We start from the raw sequence: 20,599 nt of genomic DNA, 5'->3' as shown, positions 1-20,599 counted from the left end.
TTCACACTCCTGCGGCGGCGCCGCTGGCCGGGCGCTCGCCGCGTTCGATTATCACACCCACATCGCGGGAACCACGCACGGCGCCCGGCTTGGACAGTCGCAGGCGCAGCCAGGGCACGCTGAACTCGTCGCGCACAATCGCCGCCGCCTGTTCCGCCATAGTCTCGACCAGCAGGAACTCGCTACCCTCGATAAACGCAATCAGCCGCTTGGCCACTGCCTTGTAGTTGAGGGTATGCTCGATATCGTCGGTGCGTGCCGCCTCGGAAATATCGAACGCCATTTCCAGGTCCAGGCTCACGGTCTGGCGCACCTCGCGCTCCCAGTCGTAGATCCCGATAATGGTGTTCACCTTCAGGTCCCGTATATAGACGATATCCATCAGCCGGCCAGGCCTCCTTGCAGTTCCGTCATCGGCCAGCGCGGCCGCACTTCCACGCCCAGGTCCGCCCGCTGCCCGGCGTTGAGACGCAGGTAGCCGGCGTAGGCAATCATGGCACCGTTGTCGGTGCAGAATTCCTGGCGCGGGTAATAGACCCCGGCGCCTTCTTTGGCCAGCGCTTTTCCCAGGCGCTCGCGCAACAGCTTATTGGCAGAGACACCGCCCGCCACCACCAGGGTCTTGCGGCCCGACGCCTTCAGCGCACGCCGGCACTTGATCACCAGCGTATCCACCACCGCTTCCTGGAAAGCCGCGGCAATATCCGCGCAGGTCTGCGCATCGGGCAGGCCATCCTCCAGGGCGTGGTCGCGCACCGTGGTCAGGGTGTAGGTCTTGAGGCCGGAAAAGCTGAAGTCCAGTCCCGGGCGATCGGTCATGGGCCGGGGAAAGGTAAATCGTGACGGATCGCCCTTTTCCGCCAGGGCCGCCAGGCGTGGTCCACCCGGGTAATCCAGGTCGAGCATCTTGGCGGCCTTGTCGAAGGCCTCACCGGCGGCATCGTCCAGGGATTCCCCCAGCAGCTCATATTCCCCCAGGCCGCGCACATCCACCAGCTGGGTGTGGCCGCCGGAGACCAGTAGGGCGACAAAGGGGAATGCCGGCGGGTTTTCCTCCAGCATCGGCGCCAGCAGGTGCCCCTCCATATGGTGGATCTCCACCGCGGGCACGCCCCAGCCGTAGGCCAGTGCGCGGCCCGCACAGGCACCCACCATCAGCGCGCCTACCAGTCCCGGGCCCGCGGTATAGGCAATGCCGTCCAGGTCCGCCGGCGCGGTACCGGACCGCTCCATTACCTGGCGCACCAGGGGCAGCAGCTTGCGCACATGGTCGCGACTGGCCAGTTCCGGCACCACGCCGCCGTAGTCGGCGTGCAGGTCCACCTGGCTGAACAGCGCGTGCCCCAGCAGGCCCCGCTCGCTGTCGTACAGGGCCACACCGGTTTCATCGCAGGAGGTTTCGATACCCAGAATCCGCACTTGGTCTCACACTCGTGGCTGCATCAAAGGGCGCCTATCATACTTGAAAGGGTAGTCAGGGTGCAGGCATTCCCAGGAGGGGAGGCCGCGGGCACCGGGCGGTGGTGAACAGTCCCCGCCAGACCGCCCCAGGCGTCATTTCCGCCCCGGTCCGGGCCACGTGCTTCCTATATATGGGCAGACCGGCGCCACCGTCTCGCAGACACCACCGGAAATGGCTACAAACCGGGCGTTTACAGGCTTGCGATCCCCGGATCAAGTGTTTAGAATTTGCGCCCTCGCTGTGAACCGGCCCCCGGATTGCATCTGCGAGAGCAATTGCCGGAAGGCCGAGAGAAACGAATTTTACAGGTAACTTATGCCCTCTGTACGAATCAAAGACAACGAACCCTTCGATATCGCCCTGCGCCGCTTCAAGCGCTCTTGTGAGAAAGCCGGTGTACTGTCTGAAGTACGTCGTCGCGAGTTCTACGAGAAGCCGACTGCCGTTCGCAAGCGTAAGGCTGCCGCTGCTGTAAAGCGTCACGCCAAGAAGCTGCAGCGCGAAAACCGCAAGTTCCAGCGCCTCTACTAAGCAGCAGCCATGAGGCTGCTCACAGGGAGGCCGGCCGGGGCTACAATCCCGGGGCGGTGATCGACAAACGGCGTGCGAGCTGGACTCGCGCGCCGTTTTGCGTTGTGCTGGACTCGAAATGTACCCGCCGGGAAGCGCTGCACCCGCACCCGGCGGCCCGGATAACAGACCCACCCCGTCGGGCCGGGTCAATAACAACCCTGAAACCGGACGATTAGCAATGAGCACTCTCAAGGACACCCTCGCCCAGTCCACCAAGGAGGCCATGAAGGCCCGTGACAAGGATCGCCTGGCCACCCTGCGCCTGATCAATGCCGAGATCAAGCGGGTCGAGGTGGACGAGCGTATCGAGCTCGACGACGCGCGCATCCTCGCCCTGCTGGACAAGATGACCAAGCAACGTCGCGACTCCATCGCCCAGTACGAAAAGGCCGACCGCCCCGAGCTGGCCGCCGTGGAACAGGCGGAGATCGACGTCATCAAGGAATTCCTGCCCGAACAGCTGAGCGAGGCGGAGATTTCCGAGATCGTCGGCGCCGCGGTGAAGGACACCGGCGCCAGCGGCATGGCCGACATGGGCAAAGTGATGGCCCAGGTGAAGCCCCAGGTGCAGGGCCGCGCCGACATGGGCACGGTCAGCAAACTGGTAAAGGCCAAGCTCGGCTGAGCGGGCCAACCCGATAGCACGCCAGACGGCCACCACCGCGCCGCCCGGCAACCCCAGCAACTCCCGCGGAACCCCTGAATGGCCGGCAAGATCCCCCAGCATTTTATCGACGACCTGCTCGCACGGGCGGATATCGTCGGGGTGATCGACAGCCGGGTGAAACTGCGCAAGACCGGGAAAAACTATTCCGCCTGCTGCCCGTTTCACGATGAAAAAACCCCGTCCTTCACGGTAAGCCCCGACAAGCAGTTCTACTACTGCTTCGGCTGCGGTGCCAACGGCAATGCCATCGGCTTCCTGATGGAATACGACCGTATGGGCTTCCCCGAGGCGGTGGAAAAGCTGGCGGCCAGCCAGGGCCTGGAAGTTCCCCGGGAACAGCTGGCCCCCGGGGTCGAGCAGCGCCAGCGGGAGAGCCAGAGCCTCTACCAGCTGACCGACCGGGCGGCGGACTTCTACCGCGCCCAGCTGCGCACGCACTCCTCGGCGGGGCGAGCAATCACTTACCTGAAGCAGCGCGGCCTGTCGGGCGAGATCGCCCGGGACTTCGGCATCGGGCTGGCCCCGCCGGGCTGGGACAACCTGCTGAACGAACTGGCGGATACGCCGGAGAAGGCTGACCAGCTGGAGCGGGCCGGCCTGGCCATCCGCCGCCAGGACAGCAACGGCAACAGCGCCTCGCGCGGCCGCCACCACTACGATCGCTTCCGCAACCGCATCATGTTCCCGATCCGGGACCAGCGCGGCCGCACCATCGCCTTCGGCGGTCGGGTGCTGGGGGACGACAAGCCCAAGTACCTGAACTCCCCGGAAACGCCCATCTTCCACAAGAGCCGGGAACTCTACGGCCTGTGGGAGGCGCGCCAGGCCAACCGCGACCTGGAACGGCTGATTGTGGTGGAGGGCTATATGGATGTGGTGGCGCTGGCCCAGTTCGGCATCCGCTGCGCCGTGGCCACCCTGGGCACCGCCTGCGGCGAGGAGCATATCCAGCTGGCGTTCCGCCATACCGGCGAGCTGGTGTTCTGCTTCGACGGCGACCGCGCCGGGCGCGCGGCCGCCCAGCGGGCGCTGGAATCCGCCCTGCCCCAGATGCAGGATGGCCGCAGCGTGCGCTTCCTGCTGCTGCCGGAGGGCGAAGACCCGGACACCCTGGTGCGCCAGCTGGGTGGCGAGCGCTTCACACAACTGGTGGAGGAGCAGGCGCGGCCACTGGAAGACTTCCTGTTCGACCTGGTGGGCGAAGGCATCAACCTGCAGACCATGGACGGGCGCGCGCGCCTGTCCAAGCTGGCCGCCCCCCTGCTGGACCTGCTGCCGGCCGGCGTCTATCGCCAGCTGATGTTCCAGCAACTGGCGGCGCGCACCGGCCTCGACCGCGAGATGCTCGAGGAGATCATCGAGGCGGAAAAGGCCCGCAGCCCCGGCCGCGCCCCCGAGCCGGCACCGGCCGCGCGCCCGCCGGAACCCGCCCCGCGAAGTGCACCAGTGCCGGAAGCCCCCGACCCGGGCCCCGGCGATATGCCGCCCCCGCCGCCGGACTACGGGGACGAATTTGATCAGTCCCCGGAAATGGCTCCGCCGGAGCCGGCACCCGCGGCAGTTACCCCCCGGCGACGCAGCGGCCAGTACCGGCTGCCGCCGGAACGCATGCTGATTGCCCTGCTGCTGCACCACCCGGAGCTGGCCGCGCAGATCACAGACAGCGCCCCCTTCCGCAACCGCGGGCTGGAGGACCTGGCCCTGTTCGCCGATCTGGTGGATTTGTTGCGGCAACGGCCAGACTACAATTTGAACCAGCTGCTGGGGTACTGGCGCGCCCATCACGGCGCCGACTCCTGCAACACCCTGGCGGAACTGGCCGCCTCCCAGCTGGTGAGCGGCGTGCGCCAGCTGGCCCGCGGCGACGCCGGGCTGGAATATGACCCACAGGCCGAATTCCGCGACTGCCTGCAGCAGCTGGAGCGCACCGAGAACCGCCAGCACAAGCGCGCCCTGCTGGACCAGCTGCGCTCAGGCGGCGGCCAGCTGAGTGAGGAACAGCGGGCGCTGCTGGCCAACTGGCAGCGCAAGAAAGAGTAGTTAGCGGTGCCGGGCCTTGAAAAGCCAGGGCCCAGCACCATATCGATAAACCCGGACGGGATCGGGAACCGAGCACAACAGACCTTCGCACCAGGCGTCACTTGACAGCCAGAGTGGTTATTGCTATCGCAAATACGCTATAATCCCGCGTCTTTGTCCCGACTTTTTAACCCCCAAGATTTCAGGGTTGTGCATGACCGACAAAACCCAACAGCAGACAACTTCCCGCATTAAGGAACTGATCGCCCGCGGCAAAGAGCAGGGCTATCTGACCTATGCAGAAGTAAACGACCACCTGCCGGAGGACATCTCCGATCCCGATCAGGTGGAAGACATCATCGGCATGATCAACGACATGGGTATCAAGGTGTTCGAGAGCGCACCGGATGCCGAAGAACTGTTGATGGCCGAGGGCGACAGCTCCGCCGACGAGATTGCCGCCGCCGAAGCCGCCGCCGCCCTGGCCGCGGTGGAATCCGATGTGGGCCGCACCACCGACCCGGTGCGCATGTACATGCGCGAGATGGGCACCGTGGAGCTGCTGACCCGCGAGGGCGAGATCGCCATCGCCAAGCGCATCGAGGAAGGCCTGCGTGAGCTGATGGCCGCCATGGCTTACTGGCCCGGCGCCGTGCAGCAGGTGATCGACGAGTACAAGCTGATCGAGGAAGGCGAGCGCCGCATCCCGGATGTGATCGCCGGCTGGCTGGACCCGGCCGACGACGTACCGCCGGGCGCCCAGACCGGCCAGGCCGCCGCCCCCGCACCGAGCAGCGACAAGTCCGATGACGACGACTCCGACGATGACGACGACGGGGATTCTTCCGAGGAGGAGGAAGAGAACGTCGGTGGCATCGACCCGGAAGAGCTCGCCGAGCGCATGAACAAGCTGATCGCCGCGCAGAAGAAGGCCGATGCGGCCATCAAGAAGCACGGCCGCGATTCCAAGCAGGCCGGCGAGGCCCTGGAGGCAGTGGGCGAGGTATTCCGCTACTTCAAGCTGGCGCCGCGCCAGTTCGACCCGCTCTACCAGCAGGTGCGCAGCATCCTCGACGAGGTACGCCTGCAGGAGCGCGCCATCATGCACCTGTGCATCAAGCGCGCCAAGATGCCGCGTAAGACGTTCATCAAGGAGTTTCCGGGCAACGAGACCAACGAGGACTGGATCCCCGCGATCGTCAAGAAGAAGCGCGACTACTCCGACAACCTGCGCCACCTGGCGGAAGACATCATCCGCTGCCAGCGCAAGCTGGCGCAGTGCCGCGAGCAGGCCGGGCTGGAGATCGGCCAGATCAAGGAGATCAACCGCCGCATGTCCATCGGCGAGGCCCGCTCCCGTCGCGCCAAGAAGGAAATGGTTGAGGCCAACCTGCGCCTGGTGATCTCCATCGCCAAGAAGTACACCAACCGTGGCCTGCAGTTCCTGGACCTGATCCAGGAGGGCAACATCGGCCTGATGAAGGCGGTGGACAAGTTCGAGTACCGTCGCGGTTACAAGTTCTCCACCTACGCCACCTGGTGGATCCGCCAGGCCATCACCCGCTCCATCGCGGACCAGGCGCGCACCATCCGTATCCCGGTGCATATGATTGAGACCATCAACAAGCTCAATCGCATCAGCCGCCAGATGCTGCAGGAGATGGGCCGCGAGCCGACCCCGGAAGAGCTGGGCGAGCGCATGGAAATGCCCGAGGACAAGGTCCGCAAGGTACTCAAGATCGCCAAGGAACCGATCTCCATGGAGACGCCCATCGGCGACGACGAGGATTCGCACCTGGGGGATTTCATCGAGGACCAGAACCAGTCGTCCCCGGTGGATACCGCCACCCAGACCGGCCTGCACGATGCCACCCGCTCCGTGCTCGGCGGCCTGACCGCGCGCGAGGCCAAGGTACTGCGCATGCGCTTCGGTATCGACATGAACACCGACCACACCCTCGAGGAAGTGGGCAAGCAGTTCGACGTGACCCGCGAGCGTATCCGCCAGATAGAGGCCAAGGCACTCCGCAAGCTGCGACACCCGTCGCGCTCGGAGCACCTGCGAAGCTTCCTCGACGAAGGATAAGCACCCAAAGCCCGGCACCGCCGGGCTTTTTTTTACCAACAGGTTACACGGTCGTGGCCAGGAAACCGCGCCCGACCAATACCAATGCCACAGGAAATGAACGCCGGAGGGAAACCGCGATGCAGGAAGAGTTCGTCAACAAGCCGGGCAAGACCGGCATCCCGCGCCTGATCGATGCCACCAACTACTCCTGGCAGGGGTTGCTGGCCACCTGGCGTAACGAGGCCGCCTTCCGCCAGGAAGTGAGCCTGGCCATCTTCCTGATCCCGCTGGCCCTGTGGCTGGGCGAGACCGGCATCGAGCGCGCCCTGCTGATGGGCGTCACCCTGCTGGTGATGATCGTGGAACTGCTGAACAGCGCCGTGGAGGCCGCGATCGACCGCATCGGCCCGGAAAAGCACCCGCTGTCAAAGATCGCCAAGGACACCGGCTCGGCCGCGGTATCCCTGTCGCTGCTGATGTGGCTATTCACCTGGGTGTGCATCCTGCTGCCGCGCTGGGCGGGCTGATCACGGCCGGACAGGCCCAACCGCTCCCGGGGAAAACCCCGCCAACGCGCCGTCCCGGCGCAACCCAATTGGCACTCCCGTCTAAACTTTATCCACCGCCGCTAACGCATTAACCACGGAAGGTTTATGGCACCAAAGTTTTTGCCGGCCATGGGGCTGCTCGCCCTGCTCTGCGTCGCCCCCGCGCTCTCCCACGCCCAGGCCGCCGATCGTGGCGAGCTCGCCGTCTTTGCCCAGGTCAAGCGGCTCGCCCAGCAGGTTTCACTGGAACAACTGGGCGGCTTCCAGCAACGCCGCGAGGAATGGCGCAATGCGCCGGTCGGCTACAGCAACAGCCGCCTGCAACTGCACCACGGCGGGCTGGAACTGGACTGGCGCGGCGACGCCCCCAGCCGCTTCGACGGTACCCTGACCGGTTTCCGTGCCAGCCACGACTTCTTCGCCGGCCCCACCTGTGCCGGCAGCCAGCAGGCCGGTATCAGTGCCGGCAGCAGTTTCGCCTCCGGCGACAGCTTTGCCCGCCGCCGCGATGGCAGCAATGGCCAGGTGGGCACCAACGACCTGCAGAGCTATTTTGTTGGCGCTTACTTCAGCGACCTGCGCAACACCGGCCGCTACCTGGACCTGCAGGCCAAGGTCGCCTACCTGCGCGTACAGACCGACACCTATCGCGGCGCCAGCGGCGACACCCACGGCGTGCAGCTCGCTCTGGCCGCGGAAGCCGGCTACGACCTTGCCCTGACCGAGCGCTACGGCATCGAGCCCCAGCTGCAGCTGCTGGCCAACTACACCAACCTGGCAGTGATCGACGCCGGCCGCTACGCGGTCGATTCCGACGTCACCCCGGAGCTGGCACTCCGTGCGGGGGTGCGCGCCTACCGCAGCGACCGCCCGCACTTCGCCTATGCCAACCTGTGGCAGATCCTGGATGGCGACGACGAACTCTACAGCTCCAGCGCCGCAGACCTGCGCCACCAGCGCGGCGCCCGCTGGATGGAACTGGGTGTGGGCACACGCCTGCTCACCCTACCCATGGGGGACCTGTCCCTCGACCTCCGTTACCGCACTTCGGTGGACGATCACGACTGGCAGGGCCTGCGCGCCGGCCTGGGCTTCAACTGGGCCTGGTAGCACCGCGCGACAGGCAAAAGCCGTTGATTTAACGGGAAAAATCGAGTACTTTTCCCGACCGCCTGCCACTTCCGCAGGCACTCCATGGGGGCCCTTAGCTCAGTTGGTTAGAGCATCCGACTCATAATCGGCAGGTCCTGGGTTCAAGTCCCGGAGGGCCCACCATTCCTCTCCCCCTTCCATTCCCATTCGCGCCCAGGCGATAAGCTTCCGGTTGACGCGACCTGGAAAATCAGACTAACTGTACGTCACAGCATGCGGAAAAATAGATCCCGTCGCCCCGCGTGGCACACGTGCAGAAACAATAACAAACAGAAAAGCGCGAACAGTGACGAGTCAGCTATTGGCATTACTCCTGAGCTAGCCAAAGCCCTTCGTCGATACAATGCGCATACAGCCCGATGACAAATCACCAACGCAAAAATGCCGCGAGCAATGCCGCCGTGGGCGCCGACTTCGAAGAGCTGGTGCACTCGCTACTGACCGCCTCATACCCGGCTCTCACCCGCCCTTTCTGGCTTCCTATCGGCCACCTTACCCAGAAGCAGCACAAGTTTGATTTAGGCTGCCGGGAGCAGAAGGTGATTGTCGAATGCAAGTCACACACCTGGACCGAGAGCGGCAATATCCCCTCTGCCAAGCTGACCACCTGGGACCAGGCGATGCTCTATTTCTACCTGGCCCCACGCAGCTACAAGAAGATTTTCGCCATAAAGCGCGACCTGAATCCCAAGACGGGCGAGTCGCTGGCCGAATTCTATGTGCGGACACACTTCCATGTGATCCCCGACGAGGTGGAGTTCTGGGGGTTGACGAAACGAGAAGCCGTATACGCCAGGTGCCCTTTGATGCGACGGGACATATTACGGGTCTGCCTGAAACAAGCTCGACGTGAGGGAATGGATTCTTTGCCGGATCCACGCAGTTGATACTGGTGTCAATATTTTACTCTGACCCCAATTATCCAGCTAAGTTGCCAAGAACTGGCAAATGGCTACACCACCCCAGAACACATTCAGTGCGAGACTTTCTTTGCCAATCATTACTTCAAGAATCCGACACTACGAAAGATACACCTGAGCAAAAAACCACTCCCGCAAGCCAACCCCATTCTCCAAGCGCAACACATGACCATCCTGAAACCATCAGGCAACAGCAGGCAGACCCTAGAGACAGACATCGATGCTTGAAGTACAAAAAAATGGGCGGGCAATAAATACATAAATGCTACATGCAAAAATTGCAGTACACATTTATATTCTCAGTTTAGTAAAGAGTGACACCCACCTAAAAAATAAAAACCGAAGAATTAGGCAAGAAAAATCAAGCCGGGACCTTTACCCGATTACTGAATAAGAATAAACACAAAGAAAAAACAAATTGCTTTTAAAATAGACAAATACAGATTTAGCTATTTGTTACCAGCAATCCATTTTTTCTTAAAATATCCAAATCTTTTTTAATAGAGCGCTCAAACTCTTCTTTCATCTGCCTTACTGATGCTCTAGTCTCATTATCCATCAACACTTTTACTTTCACGTTCTTAGAGCGCGGCTTGGCAACCAATTCATCTTTTTTGCGAATCATCTGACTGCGCCTCCTTGAGCAAAACCAAACTGTATTCTAGTTGAATTCTCTGCGCAAACTGTGACAAAAGCCACCTATAAAAATTCTTTCTTTTCGGGCTGAACAAATTAGGTTTATCAGCTCTAATTGTTATAACGAATGGGTATGTTTTCGATGCAGGATGGTAAACTGGCAGGCATATCGCTGACCCACCACTCTCTTCCTCCATTAAAACGTATTTTCTCTTGCCCGGATTTGCCGCCTCTTTTTTTATGTCAGGCACAACAATCATCTTTGAAGACTTCACACAATTCATTAATGCACTATCAGGGTGCTGCAAGTCTTCAATGTCTGTCTCTGGCGGCCGCTCTTCTGGCGCATGAGCATACCAAACGGTCGGCAACTTATTTTTCACCTCAACAAGCCTGACATCAATATTTACGTTTTTAGTAATGCTCTCAAGGAAGACTTGTAAAGCATTAATTGTAAATAAAATCTGCTGCTCAGGCTTAGTGATAGAATTAAAAATCTCGCTAGCCGATGGCACTTGACCCTTTTTAGAATACCCAGAAAGAGTATCGCTAAACCGTGTCAGCTTGGCTGAAACAATTCTCCCAAAAGTCTCGATTAGAGAAATCGCACCTTCGACAGTGACCTGTTTTTGTGGAGACTCAGATCCAGAAAAAATATTAGGCAGAATCTCTCGAAAAATATAAATAAAACCTAAAGCACCCAAAAAAAAGAATACAAGTTGAGTGTCTAAGGCCGAAACCAGAAAATCTGGGAGAATTTTTTTTATTTCTTCTCTAAATTTATCTACAGATACATAAAGACCAATGAGCGAGGCCGGGAGATAAACAAGCACATCTATAATTAGCCTTCCGTACCAAGCCCCATAAAAGTCACGTACTTGGTCTACAAAGACGCTAAAGCCGCCATTGATTTGCGTAGCTTTCCCCACAATTGTACATCCCCAAAACTCCCACCTAGGCCGCAACACACAAAAAGTCACCGCCGGGTAGAAATACGCATAATATTGTTTTTTATTAATCACCCAGGGCAGCCAAAAGTCGCTTTTTAGCTTGGTATCCTAGGCAATATTTCTAAGCGTGAATTCTATCACTGAACACATGTGCGTTAAACTTTGCTTGCTGGTCGAAAGATGAGCAATATCTTACTTATCAAGTCAAACACAAGGACATTGGGGGTACATGTGCACACCACGAAATTGAAAACATAATAATTTCAATAGGTTAGAAACTCGCTTCAGTTGACGGAGGACTTCGCAGCTCGCACAAACAGCCTTTCACATTGGCACTAAATGAGGCCCAAGCGCGATCAAATATTAGCGGCTTGCCTGGCGGTGAAGTCACCGCGCCCCGCTACATCCACCCTCCGGCAAAAGCGCCTAATCTTCAGAAATGCCGACAGCGTGGCCGGAGCAATACCCGCCGCTGCGGCGCTATAGTCTTGCCTGACGGAGAACACTATGCTCACTCTTAACGTCGACACAACCTGCCGCCTCATCGACCTTGCGAAGGAATTTCACGCCCAAGAGGGCGTAAGCTTTCCCGACGAGCCGGACAATGCCAGTGGGGACTGGGCACGGCAGATCCTGGCCAGCCACGGGGGCGACAAGACTTTCCAGGAGTTCAAGTCCATCGTCGAGGACCTTGAGCCGGACCAGCAGCAGGAGCTGGTCGCACTACTGTGGATAGGCCGCGAGGATTACAGCCTGGGGGAGTGGCAGGATGCGCTGGCGCAGGCCGCCGATGACTGGACACCGCAAACCGCAGAGTACCTGGTCGGCCACCCGTTGCTGGCCGATTATCTTGAGAAGGGGCTCGAGCTATTCGGCTACCGCTGCAACGAATAGCGCTTGGCCTGGTCACTCATCGCTGGTGAGCCGCCCAATATCTTTGGCTGGTTTTCGCGCCTGATAATCCGATCAACCGGCCGGTGGAGACCTGCGGAAAAGTCCGGTACGCTATCGCGAAAACCCGTGCCATTTATCCAATGCCTTGAGCGTCCGGGCAGCAGGTCGAGAATGCGACCGGGTGTGCACCTGAAAGATAAGCACTTTATCGCCAATAAATATGTGCCTCGTGACGAGCTAGCAATATGGCTTCAACCCCTGAAATCCTCAATGCCAGTGCAAGCGCGATCCAGCTTGCACTGGCGCCCGCTTTCCTGCTGACCGGGATTGCCGGGATGCTCGCCGTCATGACTGGCCGCCTTGCCAGGATCATCGATCGCGGCAGGGCCCTGGCAGAGGGTGAGATTGACTTCTCGCTAATCAAGCCGGACTCGATTGCTGGAGAACTCCGAGCCCTTGATCGCCGCAGACACTACTCCAGTGTTGCCATTACAGCCTCCACGATTTCAGCCCTCTTGCTGTGCGTGGTGATCGCGATGCTGTTTGTTGGTGTGATGATTGATGCACCACTGGGTAGCGTCGTCGGAGCCTTGTTTGCTGCCGCGATGCTGGCGCTGATTGCCGGGCTTGCGTTCTTTTTGCGTGAAGTGCATCTGGCGATGCAGAGCATTCGTATACCGGACTTCAAGGTCGAGTAACGCCCCCCGCAGACGCAACTCAATTGACGCAGGTGGCCTACAGGGCCGAGGTGACATTTCCATGAATGAGCAGCCAGCCGCAGTGCATGTACACCGTGCACCGCGGGGCTCTCTATTTAGTTGGAAGGATTACCAGGCCAGATATCAATCAGGCAGGAAGCCGGTTCCATTCGAAGACCGTGCTCTTACCTTGTAGCGGGCCAACGGCTGCAGAATCCATCGGCTTCTGTTCCGGCGCCGGTAGGCTGTTCTGGTCTTCCTCCAGCGATTGCTCGATGGACTGCTCCATTTCCTGCAGGGCCTTGTCCAGCTCCTCAGAGTAGCGTTCCAGCGCCTCGGAGGCCTGCTTGCCCAGCTCCTGGCCGGCGCCCTCCAGTTCTTCCAGCATGCGCTCCACCTCGGCGTTGGCGTCCTTGGTCGATTGGTCGAACTGCCGCGAGAACTCGCGGCTGAGGCGGTCGAACTGGTTGAACATGTCGCCGAACAGGCCGCCGTTGACGCTGCGGGCGGTGCGGTCGTAGTCCACCAGCCAGGTATCGTCGCGGCGCACCAGGTAGGTGACAAAGGAGCGCTCGCTGTCGCGCGCGCCATCGGGGCGGGCAAATTCCGACACCACGCTGGCCTGGTCGCCATCGATGATCACCCTGCCCCAGGACGGGCGGTAGCCGTCCCAGTCGCGGGCGAAGCCGTCAAAGGCGTCCGGGTGGCCCAGAGTGGAATAGCGGGCCACATCGCCGCCATCGCCATCCACCGCCGCGCCCCAGAAAGCCTGGGTGACCTCCTGCGGGGTCTCCGGCCTGCTGCAGCCCGCAAGCAGGGCCAGGACGGAGGCGGCCAGGGCAAAGGCGGCCAGGATTCTGGCGGGGTACTGGATTCTCATACTGGGTCTCTATTCAGGATATGACTGCTGCACGGCGTCTTGGCGCCGGGCCGGGTAATACCGGCAGGCCATTGTAAATCAGGCGCGGCAGGTTGCGCCAAGGGCGGCTGCCGGGTCATGGATGGCGGATACCGGCCCGGTCCCGGGTGAGAACGGCGGCTTGACCGGGGTCAGGAAATCCGACTTACTGTGTAGCGCGGTATCCGGGCACGGGGCCTGGGCAAAACCACGGGGTAGTAGGGAACAGGCGCTGGTTCACGCGCTGGAAAACAACTAGGGATAGATGCCGGTGCATACAAGCTGGCCCGGCCGGGAGGGAACCTGAATCATGTTGGGCACTATTCACTTTGTACTCGCCTGCGCGTGTCTCGCATTTGGAGCGGTGGCGCTGTTGCAGAAAAAAGGCGGGAGGAAGCATCGTTGGCCGGGCTACCTGTACTGCGCCTCCCTGTTGCTGGCTAACCTGAGCGCGCTGTCGGTGTATGAGGACTCAAGCACCGCCGGCCCCTTCCATATTCTTGCCTGGATCAGCCTCGCCACCCTCAGCGCCGGGTTTATCCCGGCCTTCCTGCGCAGGCCGGCCTACGGGTGGATGAACCTTCACGCCTACTTTATGAGCTGGTCCTATGTCGGCCTGGTGTCCGCTGGCGTCGGGCAACTGCTGACGGAGTACTCGACCCTGTCCGGCACCTTCGCCGTCGGCTTGCCGTCCCTCGTCATCGTGGCCGCTGGCGGGTTGATGATTCATTCGCGCCTGCCGGAGACCCTTACCTCGCTGGCCTCACGGAGTATCCAGCCCCAAGAGACAATCTAGCGGCCCACCCTGTTTACGGCGAATACCAGATCGGCGAGGTCCAGGCGCGTTCCTGGATTGTCTCCGGCAGGCTGTCGGGCGGTTCGCGCCCCAGCTTTGCGGCATCGTAGGTGGACCAGCGCGGTGTGGGGATCTCGATTACCCGGGCGTAATAGAAAGCATGTTGTGCCGGGTCGAATTCCTCGTCCGTCCATACTGCGGAGAGCTGGCCGGAGCCGATATCGTTGGTGTAGGTTGCCTTTTCCACATTGACGGTATTGCCCACCGGCGGCACCTTGCCATCACTGCCGGGCTTGCGATCGCCGGACAGCGCCACATCGTAAATTTTCTTGTGCTGCTTGCCGTCCTTGTCCACCCAGCCCTTGATGATCTGGATGCGGTCCAGGTTAGCCCCGGCGCTGTCTTTCATCGCCTGCACCAGGAAGACCGGTTTCCTGCCGCCACTGCCTGGCTCCAGGTTGCCACCCATGGGGACGCCCTTTTCATAGGCAGCCCTGGCCCAGTCGCCCTGCATACTGTCCTTGTCGTAATCCCAACCACCGAAGAAGCGCACCTGCATCCGGGTGCCGGAAGTTGCGTAGGTTTCCTTGCGCTTGATTGCATCCCAGATGGCTTCCCGTGTATTTTCCGGCGCCCACACCGCGGCAAGGCCACCTGAGCTGAATTCCCGCACGCGCTGGTTGTTCACCTCATCACCGGGTACCGGGCCATCCAGCCGGTGTTCCGCTTTCGACTCGATACCAAATTTACCGGTGTAGTTGTCCTCTTCTATGGTGGCCGCGGAATTGTGGGTATCGGAGTCGCCGATCAGTCCGAACACATAGGGGTTGCCCCTGCCCTTGGCGGCCATGGCCAGCCCATCGAGATAGGCCTGGCGGGCGTAGCTGCCTTTCTTGTTCTTGGGGCGTTCCACCCTGGTGGAGGAGAGGGTGTAATCCCAGATCTCGAAACCCGCGAATTCGTCGTTGGGCGCCAGCTCCGGATGGGTTTCCGATGTGCCCTTGATCTGCGAGACTTCGTATACCGGCTCATTCCGGACCCGGGTCTCGATATAGTCCGCCGTCAGTGGCTCGCCATCGAGCGCCACCGGGAACATCAGCCCGTCACTGGCATTGCCGTTATGGGGAATGGCAAACAGGGTGGCGCCGCCCTCGCGCATCTTCGCCATCCATTTCCACAGGTCGCGGGGATCGTCGGAGTCCAGCGCCGAGTAAGGCATATCCGGAACACCCTCGGAGGTGCGGAATACCACCACCCGGTGCAGGTTCAGCTTGTCCGGGTTCGAGGTCCACTCGAAGGCGGGGAAGGTGGTGAACTTGCCCGGCTTGTAGTGCCTGTCAGCAGTCTCCACCATTTCCTGCCAGATGGGTTTGGTAATCGACGGATCCGACAAGGCCGGGTCCGAGTTGCCCGGCTGCATCGAGTCCAGCACACGGGCATAGGCATCGAATGCCACTTTGGTATCGTCCGAGGTAATTTCCTTCGCGATCGGCAGCTTGCTGGCCGGGCTCTCCGGGTCGTACATCTTCTTGAACACGCCCAGGTACTCGGCGTGGTCGGATACCGAGTAGAAATCCAGTGGCCGCTCGATCTGCAATTCGCCACCCAGTGTCCCGGCGGAGATGGCCTCACCCTTCGCCCAGCGGTAGGCGTCATCCGGGGTGGTGGTGGCGCCATTGGTTACTGCATCAAATGAGTAACTGGTGTGGACGTGGAAGTTCCCGAAATAGACGTCTGTGGCTATGTCGCCGGTGACATTGCCGGCAGCCGCATCGCCATCCCTTTCCCCGGTTGCCGCCTCTTTATCAGTGCTTCCAGTCTCCGCATGGCCAGCCGGGACTTCTGGCCCTGCCGACGCCTCACCATTTTCCGCGCCGGCACTTGCATCCGGTTCCGGCGCGGGCTTTTCGTTTTCACCACCGCAAGCGGTGAGCAACAGGGAAAGCAGCAGTAACTGGCTGAAGCGATGCATTTAATCCTCCCGCAGCCGGGCATCGGGGAAACACAATGTTGCAGGAATCATAGGATGGCATTCGAGGCCACGCCGCCTGGCACCGGTGACTGGCGCGCCTATCCTGCGACTTACATCTGCTATTCCGCAACCAGGGTATATTGCCGCGCCGGGCCTGCACCCGCGGCGCGATATGGGAAAGGAGGAGGTGCAATCAGGCAGGGGCGGGAAATTTCCCGCGACGCCGGCAGCGCGCCGGGCATATTCAGTTGCCGTAGCCGGTCATCTCCAGGTAGCCCTCACCGGCGTGGCTGCCGCTGACACTGACCGGGCCCTCCCAGTAGCGCAGGCTGCCCGGGTTCCAGTAATCGCCGGGCCAGGAACGGACTACCAGGTCCAGGTTGGCAGCCGGAACCCGCAGCTGCCAGGCGACCGGCACCCGGCCAAAGCGGCTGTCGCGGTATTCACGGGGCTGCAGGCTGAAGTCGCCGGCACTGAGGTTACGGGTGGTGCCGTCGGCTTCTACTAAAGTGCCGGAAAAATAGGGGTCGGCACCGCGCAGGCGGAACACCATCAGGTGACGGCCATCCTCCAGGTGCAGCGCCAGCCAGTCCCAGCCCTGCTGGTCCGGTTTCAGGTACTGGCTGCTCCACTCCCGGTCGAACCAGCCCCGCCCGCTGACCGGAAAATCCTGGCCATCGACCTGCACCGTGCCGTCAATTGCCAGCATTGGATAGCTGAAATACATCGAGCCGCCGCCACCGGCGGACTTGGCACTGAAGCCGCGCTCACCGTGAAATACCGGGGGCAAACGTGGCTGCAGTTGCAGGCGGTAGGCGAACTCCCCACCGTCCACCGCCAGCGACCAGGGTTTGCCTTCGTCACTTTCCAGCTGCCAGTGGTCAATCCAGGCCCTGAAGGGCCGTACCGTGATGCCGGCCTGGCCGGTGCCGCCGCGGGCACTGCGGGCGGCAAACCGGTGATCACCCGGGCGGCTGAGTGCCGCGTGGGCGAGCCAGACCTCATTGCGGTGCCAGCCGGGCTCAGGGTTTTCAAAGGGCCCGGGCTCCAGACCAAACCGGAACAGTGTCCACTGCACACCGAAGCGCTCGCCACCGGCGCCCTGCAGGTTGGCGGTCAGGTACCACCACTCGAGGCGGTATTGCCGGTGCGCCCCCATATCCTCCGGCAGGCGGACGGTCATACCCGGTAGCGCCTGCCGAAACTGCCCGGGGGCGTCGCTCAGGGCGCCGAGGGATTCCCCTCCCTCGTTGTTACCGGCGCGCTCGCCACAACCGGCCAGTATCAGAGCAAGCAGTGCGAGCCGGAGCAGGCTATTCATTTTTCAGGGTCTCCAGTCGCACCGGGTTGCGCATCAGCAGGCCCACCAGGGCACCGATCAGCAGGCTGGCCAGCCACACCTGCAGCCAGAAACCCGGGTAGAGTTCCAGTGGCAGGGACCAGCCAAAGGCAACCGGATTGATCCGCGCCACCAGCACCCAGCTGAGGAAAACTCCCAGTGGCGTTGCCACGATTGCCAGCAAGCCGGTGACCAGCATGCTGTGGGCCACCAGCCGCCAGCGCAGCTGCCGCCGCGGCACGCCATATACATGCAGCAGCGTATAACTGCGTTGCCGCAGGCGGAATATCACCAGCCCCATCAATGCCAGCGCCGTGCCGGCGAGGGCCAGCGTCAGGATATTCAGCAGCCGGGTCATACGAAAAGTCCGCGCGAAGGCGGCGTTGGCGGCGCGCTTCAGGCCCGGCTGGTCCCGCAGGCGGCCGCCCGCCAGCCAGGGATATTGCTCCGGCCAGTCCTGCCAGCCCGGAGTGGCTGTGTCGCTCACCCCCAGCACATAGGTGGTGTAGCGGCCAGGCAGGGAGTCCGGCACCAGCGCCAGCGGTAGCAGCAGTTCGCCCTCGGGCCTGCCGTAGTCGGCATAGATACCAATCACTTGCCGTGACAGTGAATCACTGCCAAGCCGGAACCGGACCCGGTCCCCGACCGCCAGCGACTGTCGCCGCGCCAGCTGCTCGTTGACCATCACTCCCTGTGCAGCAAGTGCGGCCCAGGGCTCGGGAACCGCAGCCAGCAATGGCCAGTCCTGCACCAGCGGCGAAGCCGGGTCCACAGCCATGACATCCACCGCCTGGCCGTCGAGCAGGCCCCGACCGCGCACCATGGGCAGCACTGTTTTTACCCCAGGCAATCGCTGCAGTTGTTTATTCCAGGTGGCGGTCGCCACGGGCCGGCCGGGATCCAGGTAGAGATCGCCCTGCAGGCGCTGGTCGAGCCAGCGCCCGAAAGTGGACTCGAAGCCGGTGACCATCGCCTGCACCCCGATGGACGCCGCGATGGCGAATGCCAGCGCCACCAGCGGCAACTGCAGCAGCCGGCACAGTGCGCGCATCTCGGAGCAGGACCACTCCCATAGTGACGCCTTGCCGGCCGCGCGGCTGCGCCGTTCGGCCCCCGCCAGCAGCCGATCCAGCAGCGCGGGCAACAACAGGCCGGCGCCCACCAGGCAGCCGCTGGCGGCGAGGAATACCAGCCACAGCTTTTCCGTCGCCAGCAATACCAGCAGGGATACCGCCACCAGCACCAGCGCCACCAGGACCGGGACCAGCTGCCGCCGGCCGCCCTCGGGCGCCGTGTCCCGCTGCCCACGGCGCAGTAGCAGCAGGTCGATACAGGCCCAGCCCACCACCAGCGCCAGGATCAGCACCATGCCGAGCCAGGTCTCCAGCGCGGGCGGGCTTTGCGCCAGGGTGTCCACACTGAAAAGCCCGCTCAGTGTGGACTGGAAACCACCGGCCAGTGCGGATGCCAGCATGCCCCCCAGCCAGACACCGAGGGTGCCGCCCGCCACCGCCAGCAGCAGTACCTCCGCCGCCAGCACCAGCCGTAACCGGGCCACCGGCACGCCCAGGCGCACCAGGATCTCGAGGCTGCGGCGTCGCTGCTCCAGCGCGAAGCGGTAGATGCTGCGCACCAGTAGCGCGGCCACCAACAGTGCCAGCGCCCCGAGGGCATCCAGGTTCAACAGGAAAGCTTCCACCAGCGACTCCGGTTCCACGCCGTAGTCCTCGACCCGGGTGGTATAGCCCGGCGGCAGCGCCCGCCCCTGTAATTCAGCCGCCGGCAGCAGGATCTCGAGCTCGGCACGCCCGCTGGAAGCCAGCTCCGCGGCGACGGCGATATCCGCCAGCAACAGGCCCGGCGGCACCCCCTCGGCCGGTTGCAGCCGGTAATCGCCGCTGCCCGGCAGGGAGAGTTGCCGCCAGCGCGCCAGGTCCCGCGCATTGCCGAGCAACAGTGGCCGCCCGGGCCCGGCCAGCAGCTCCTCGACCACCGCTGCCCCGCCGCTGTACTGGCGCAGGCAAGCGGCCGTGAACGGATCGATGCCCACGATTTCGGGCGCCTCGCTCGCCGGTAAATACACCTGCAGCCGCGGCGAGGCGCAGAGCCCCGCCCGGCGCAGGCGGGCGAAATCCTCCACCCCCACGGCATGACCGTCGGCGCGCAACACACTCAGGCGTGGCTCCAGCGCCGCCCGGGACTGGGCCACGGCGTCCTCCGCGCGACCGGTCAGGGAGCGGACCCCGCTCCACAGGGTGGCGGCGCAGGCCAGGATCAGCAGCAGGCCGGCCAGCTGCCCTGGATGGCGCCGGTAGTGGCTCAGGAAGACAGTGCCGAGTCCCATGGCTCCAGGGCTCCCTGCCGCAGTTCCAGCACCCGGTCACAGCGCCGGGCAAGCTCGGTATTGTGGGTGACGATCAGGGCGCCCAGCGCCCGTTCGCGGATGGCGTCGAAGAACAGCGGCGTTACCCGCCGGGCGGTGGCCTGGTCCAGGCTGCCGGTGGGCTCGTCCGCCAGGATGATTTCCGGCTCCATGGCGAAGGCACAGGCCAGTGCCGCCCGCTGCCGCTGGCCGCCGGAAACCTGGTCAGGATAGCGCCGGGCGATATCGGCGATGCCCAGCCGCTCGAGCAATGCCTGGCCAGTGTGCCGCTGCAGGCCGGCGAGTCCGGCGCGAAAGGCAATATTGCGCTCCACCGTCAGCGTGGGAACCAGGTTGCCATCCTGGAATAGAGTGGCAATGCGCGTGCGGCGTAGCCGGGCCCAGTCGTTCTCTGCCAGTCCGGCCGCGTCCCGGTCGAGCACCCGCAGGCTGCCGCTGTCGGCTTGCAGCAGGCCGTTGAGCAGGTTCAGCAGCGTGCTCTTGCCGGAGCCGGAAGGCCCGATAATCGCCACCGCCTCCCCGCGCCGTAATTCCAGCGACAGGTCGCGCAGCACATTAATCCGCTCGCGGCCATTGCGGTAGGACACGCACAGACCCCGCGCCTGTATCAGGATGTCATTCATG

Annotated in this window: 19 protein-coding genes and 1 tRNA gene; 11 read left to right on the top strand and 9 right to left on the bottom strand. The window is 62.4% G+C overall.

What is annotated here, in order from left to right; translation table 11 throughout:
* Window position 1 precedes the first annotated feature (1 nt).
* Window positions 2-382 (bottom strand): dihydroneopterin aldolase, encoded by a 381-nt coding sequence (gene folB / locus LVD11_RS12235; protein WP_237059413.1) that lies wholly within the window; start codon window positions 380-382, stop codon window positions 2-4.
* Window positions 382-1,419 carry a tRNA (adenosine(37)-N6)-threonylcarbamoyltransferase complex transferase subunit TsaD gene (gene tsaD / locus LVD11_RS12230; RefSeq protein ID WP_237059411.1) on the bottom strand — a complete coding sequence of 346 codons (1,038 nt, stop codon included), beginning with the start codon at window positions 1,417-1,419 and terminating at the stop codon, window positions 382-384. Before tsaD ends, folB begins: the two co-directional genes overlap by 1 nt.
* A 358-nt stretch (window positions 1,420-1,777) precedes the next feature.
* Between tsaD and rpsU the strand changes: the two genes are divergently transcribed.
* The 8 genes from rpsU to LVD11_RS12190 all read left to right on the top strand — a co-directional run bounded on the left by rpsU (window position 1,778) and on the right by LVD11_RS12190 (window position 9,376).
* Window positions 1,778-1,993 carry a 30S ribosomal protein S21 gene (gene rpsU, locus LVD11_RS12225; RefSeq protein ID WP_020411530.1) on the top strand — a complete coding sequence of 72 codons (216 nt, stop codon included), beginning with the start codon at window positions 1,778-1,780 and terminating at the stop codon, window positions 1,991-1,993.
* Window positions 1,994-2,213: 220 nt separating this feature from the next.
* Window positions 2,214-2,660 carry a GatB/YqeY domain-containing protein gene (locus LVD11_RS12220; protein WP_237059409.1) on the top strand — a complete coding sequence of 149 codons (447 nt, stop codon included), beginning with the start codon at window positions 2,214-2,216 and terminating at the stop codon, window positions 2,658-2,660.
* A 78-nt stretch (window positions 2,661-2,738) separates the two neighbouring features.
* Window positions 2,739-4,742: a DNA primase gene (gene dnaG / locus LVD11_RS12215; RefSeq protein WP_237059407.1), complete on the top strand. Its 2,004-nt coding sequence runs from the start codon at window positions 2,739-2,741 to the stop codon at window positions 4,740-4,742.
* Between the two features lie 193 nt (window positions 4,743-4,935).
* The gene (gene rpoD, locus LVD11_RS12210; protein ID WP_237059404.1) at window positions 4,936-6,807 is read left to right on the top strand and encodes an RNA polymerase sigma factor RpoD; all 1,872 of its coding nucleotides are present in this window, start codon (window positions 4,936-4,938) and stop codon (window positions 6,805-6,807) included.
* 119 nt (window positions 6,808-6,926) lie between these two features.
* Window positions 6,927-7,316, top strand: a complete 390-nt coding sequence (locus LVD11_RS12205) for a diacylglycerol kinase (protein ID WP_237059402.1) — start codon at window positions 6,927-6,929, stop codon at window positions 7,314-7,316.
* A gap of 126 nt (window positions 7,317-7,442) precedes the next feature.
* Window positions 7,443-8,447, top strand: a complete 1,005-nt coding sequence (locus tag LVD11_RS12200; RefSeq protein WP_237059400.1) for an autotransporter domain-containing protein — start codon at window positions 7,443-7,445, stop codon at window positions 8,445-8,447.
* A gap of 88 nt (window positions 8,448-8,535) precedes the next feature.
* Window positions 8,536-8,612: transfer RNA gene (locus LVD11_RS12195), tRNA-Ile, on the top strand.
* A gap of 236 nt (window positions 8,613-8,848) precedes the next feature.
* Window positions 8,849-9,376 carry an RNA-binding protein gene (locus tag LVD11_RS12190; protein ID WP_237059399.1) on the top strand — a complete coding sequence of 176 codons (528 nt, stop codon included), beginning with the start codon at window positions 8,849-8,851 and terminating at the stop codon, window positions 9,374-9,376.
* Window positions 9,377-9,854: 478 nt separating this feature from the next.
* Here LVD11_RS12190 and LVD11_RS12185 read toward each other — a convergent pair whose 3' ends face one another.
* Window positions 9,855-10,034 (bottom strand): hypothetical protein, encoded by a 180-nt coding sequence (locus tag LVD11_RS12185; RefSeq protein WP_237059395.1) that lies wholly within the window; start codon window positions 10,032-10,034, stop codon window positions 9,855-9,857.
* Entirely contained in the window at window positions 10,015-10,974 is a 960-nt protein-coding gene (locus LVD11_RS12180; protein ID WP_237059394.1) for a hypothetical protein, read from the bottom strand. Before LVD11_RS12180 ends, LVD11_RS12185 begins: the two co-directional genes overlap by 20 nt.
* A 528-nt stretch (window positions 10,975-11,502) precedes the next feature.
* Between LVD11_RS12180 and LVD11_RS12175 the strand changes: the two genes are divergently transcribed.
* Window positions 11,503-11,889, top strand: coding sequence for a DUF3775 domain-containing protein (locus LVD11_RS12175; protein WP_237059392.1), 387 nt, complete (start codon window positions 11,503-11,505; stop codon window positions 11,887-11,889).
* Between the two features lie 245 nt (window positions 11,890-12,134).
* Window positions 12,135-12,587: a DUF2721 domain-containing protein gene (locus LVD11_RS12170; protein ID WP_237059390.1), complete on the top strand. Its 453-nt coding sequence runs from the start codon at window positions 12,135-12,137 to the stop codon at window positions 12,585-12,587.
* A 148-nt stretch (window positions 12,588-12,735) separates the two neighbouring features.
* Here LVD11_RS12170 and LVD11_RS12165 read toward each other — a convergent pair whose 3' ends face one another.
* Complete coding sequence (locus tag LVD11_RS12165) at window positions 12,736-13,467, bottom strand: DNA recombination RmuC family protein (RefSeq protein WP_237059388.1); 732 nt, start codon at window positions 13,465-13,467, stop codon at window positions 12,736-12,738.
* Window positions 13,468-13,795: 328 nt separating this feature from the next.
* On the opposite strand from LVD11_RS12165, the gene LVD11_RS12160 reads away from it, so the two are divergent.
* A complete protein-coding gene (locus LVD11_RS12160; RefSeq protein ID WP_237059386.1) occupies window positions 13,796-14,281 on the top strand; it encodes a DUF2306 domain-containing protein in 486 nt (161 codons plus the stop codon).
* Window positions 14,282-14,294: 13 nt separating this feature from the next.
* Here the strand turns inward: LVD11_RS12160 and LVD11_RS12155 are convergent, their stop codons facing one another.
* The 4 genes from LVD11_RS12155 to LVD11_RS12140 form a co-directional block, all read right to left on the bottom strand.
* The gene (locus LVD11_RS12155; RefSeq protein ID WP_237059384.1) at window positions 14,295-16,253 is read right to left on the bottom strand and encodes a DUF3604 domain-containing protein; all 1,959 of its coding nucleotides are present in this window, start codon (window positions 16,251-16,253) and stop codon (window positions 14,295-14,297) included.
* 244 nt (window positions 16,254-16,497) lie between these two features.
* On the bottom strand, window positions 16,498-17,574 hold the full coding sequence (locus LVD11_RS12150) for a lipocalin-like domain-containing protein (RefSeq protein ID WP_237059382.1): 1,077 nt from the start codon (window positions 17,572-17,574) through the stop codon (window positions 16,498-16,500).
* Entirely contained in the window at window positions 17,567-19,936 is a 2,370-nt protein-coding gene (locus LVD11_RS12145) for an ABC transporter permease (protein WP_237059379.1), read from the bottom strand. The genes LVD11_RS12150 and LVD11_RS12145 overlap by 8 nt, the downstream gene beginning before the upstream one ends.
* A complete protein-coding gene (locus LVD11_RS12140) occupies window positions 19,912-20,598 on the bottom strand; it encodes an ABC transporter ATP-binding protein (RefSeq protein WP_237059377.1) in 687 nt (228 codons plus the stop codon). Before LVD11_RS12140 ends, LVD11_RS12145 begins: the two co-directional genes overlap by 25 nt.
* Window position 20,599: the final 1 nt, after the last annotated feature.

The sequence above is a fragment of the Microbulbifer sediminum genome, assembly GCF_021729035.1.
Classification (GTDB): Bacteria; Pseudomonadota; Gammaproteobacteria; order Pseudomonadales; family Cellvibrionaceae; genus Microbulbifer; species Microbulbifer sediminum.
Note: the sequence above shows the minus strand (reverse complement) of the source record. Positions and strands in the feature narration are given on the sequence as shown.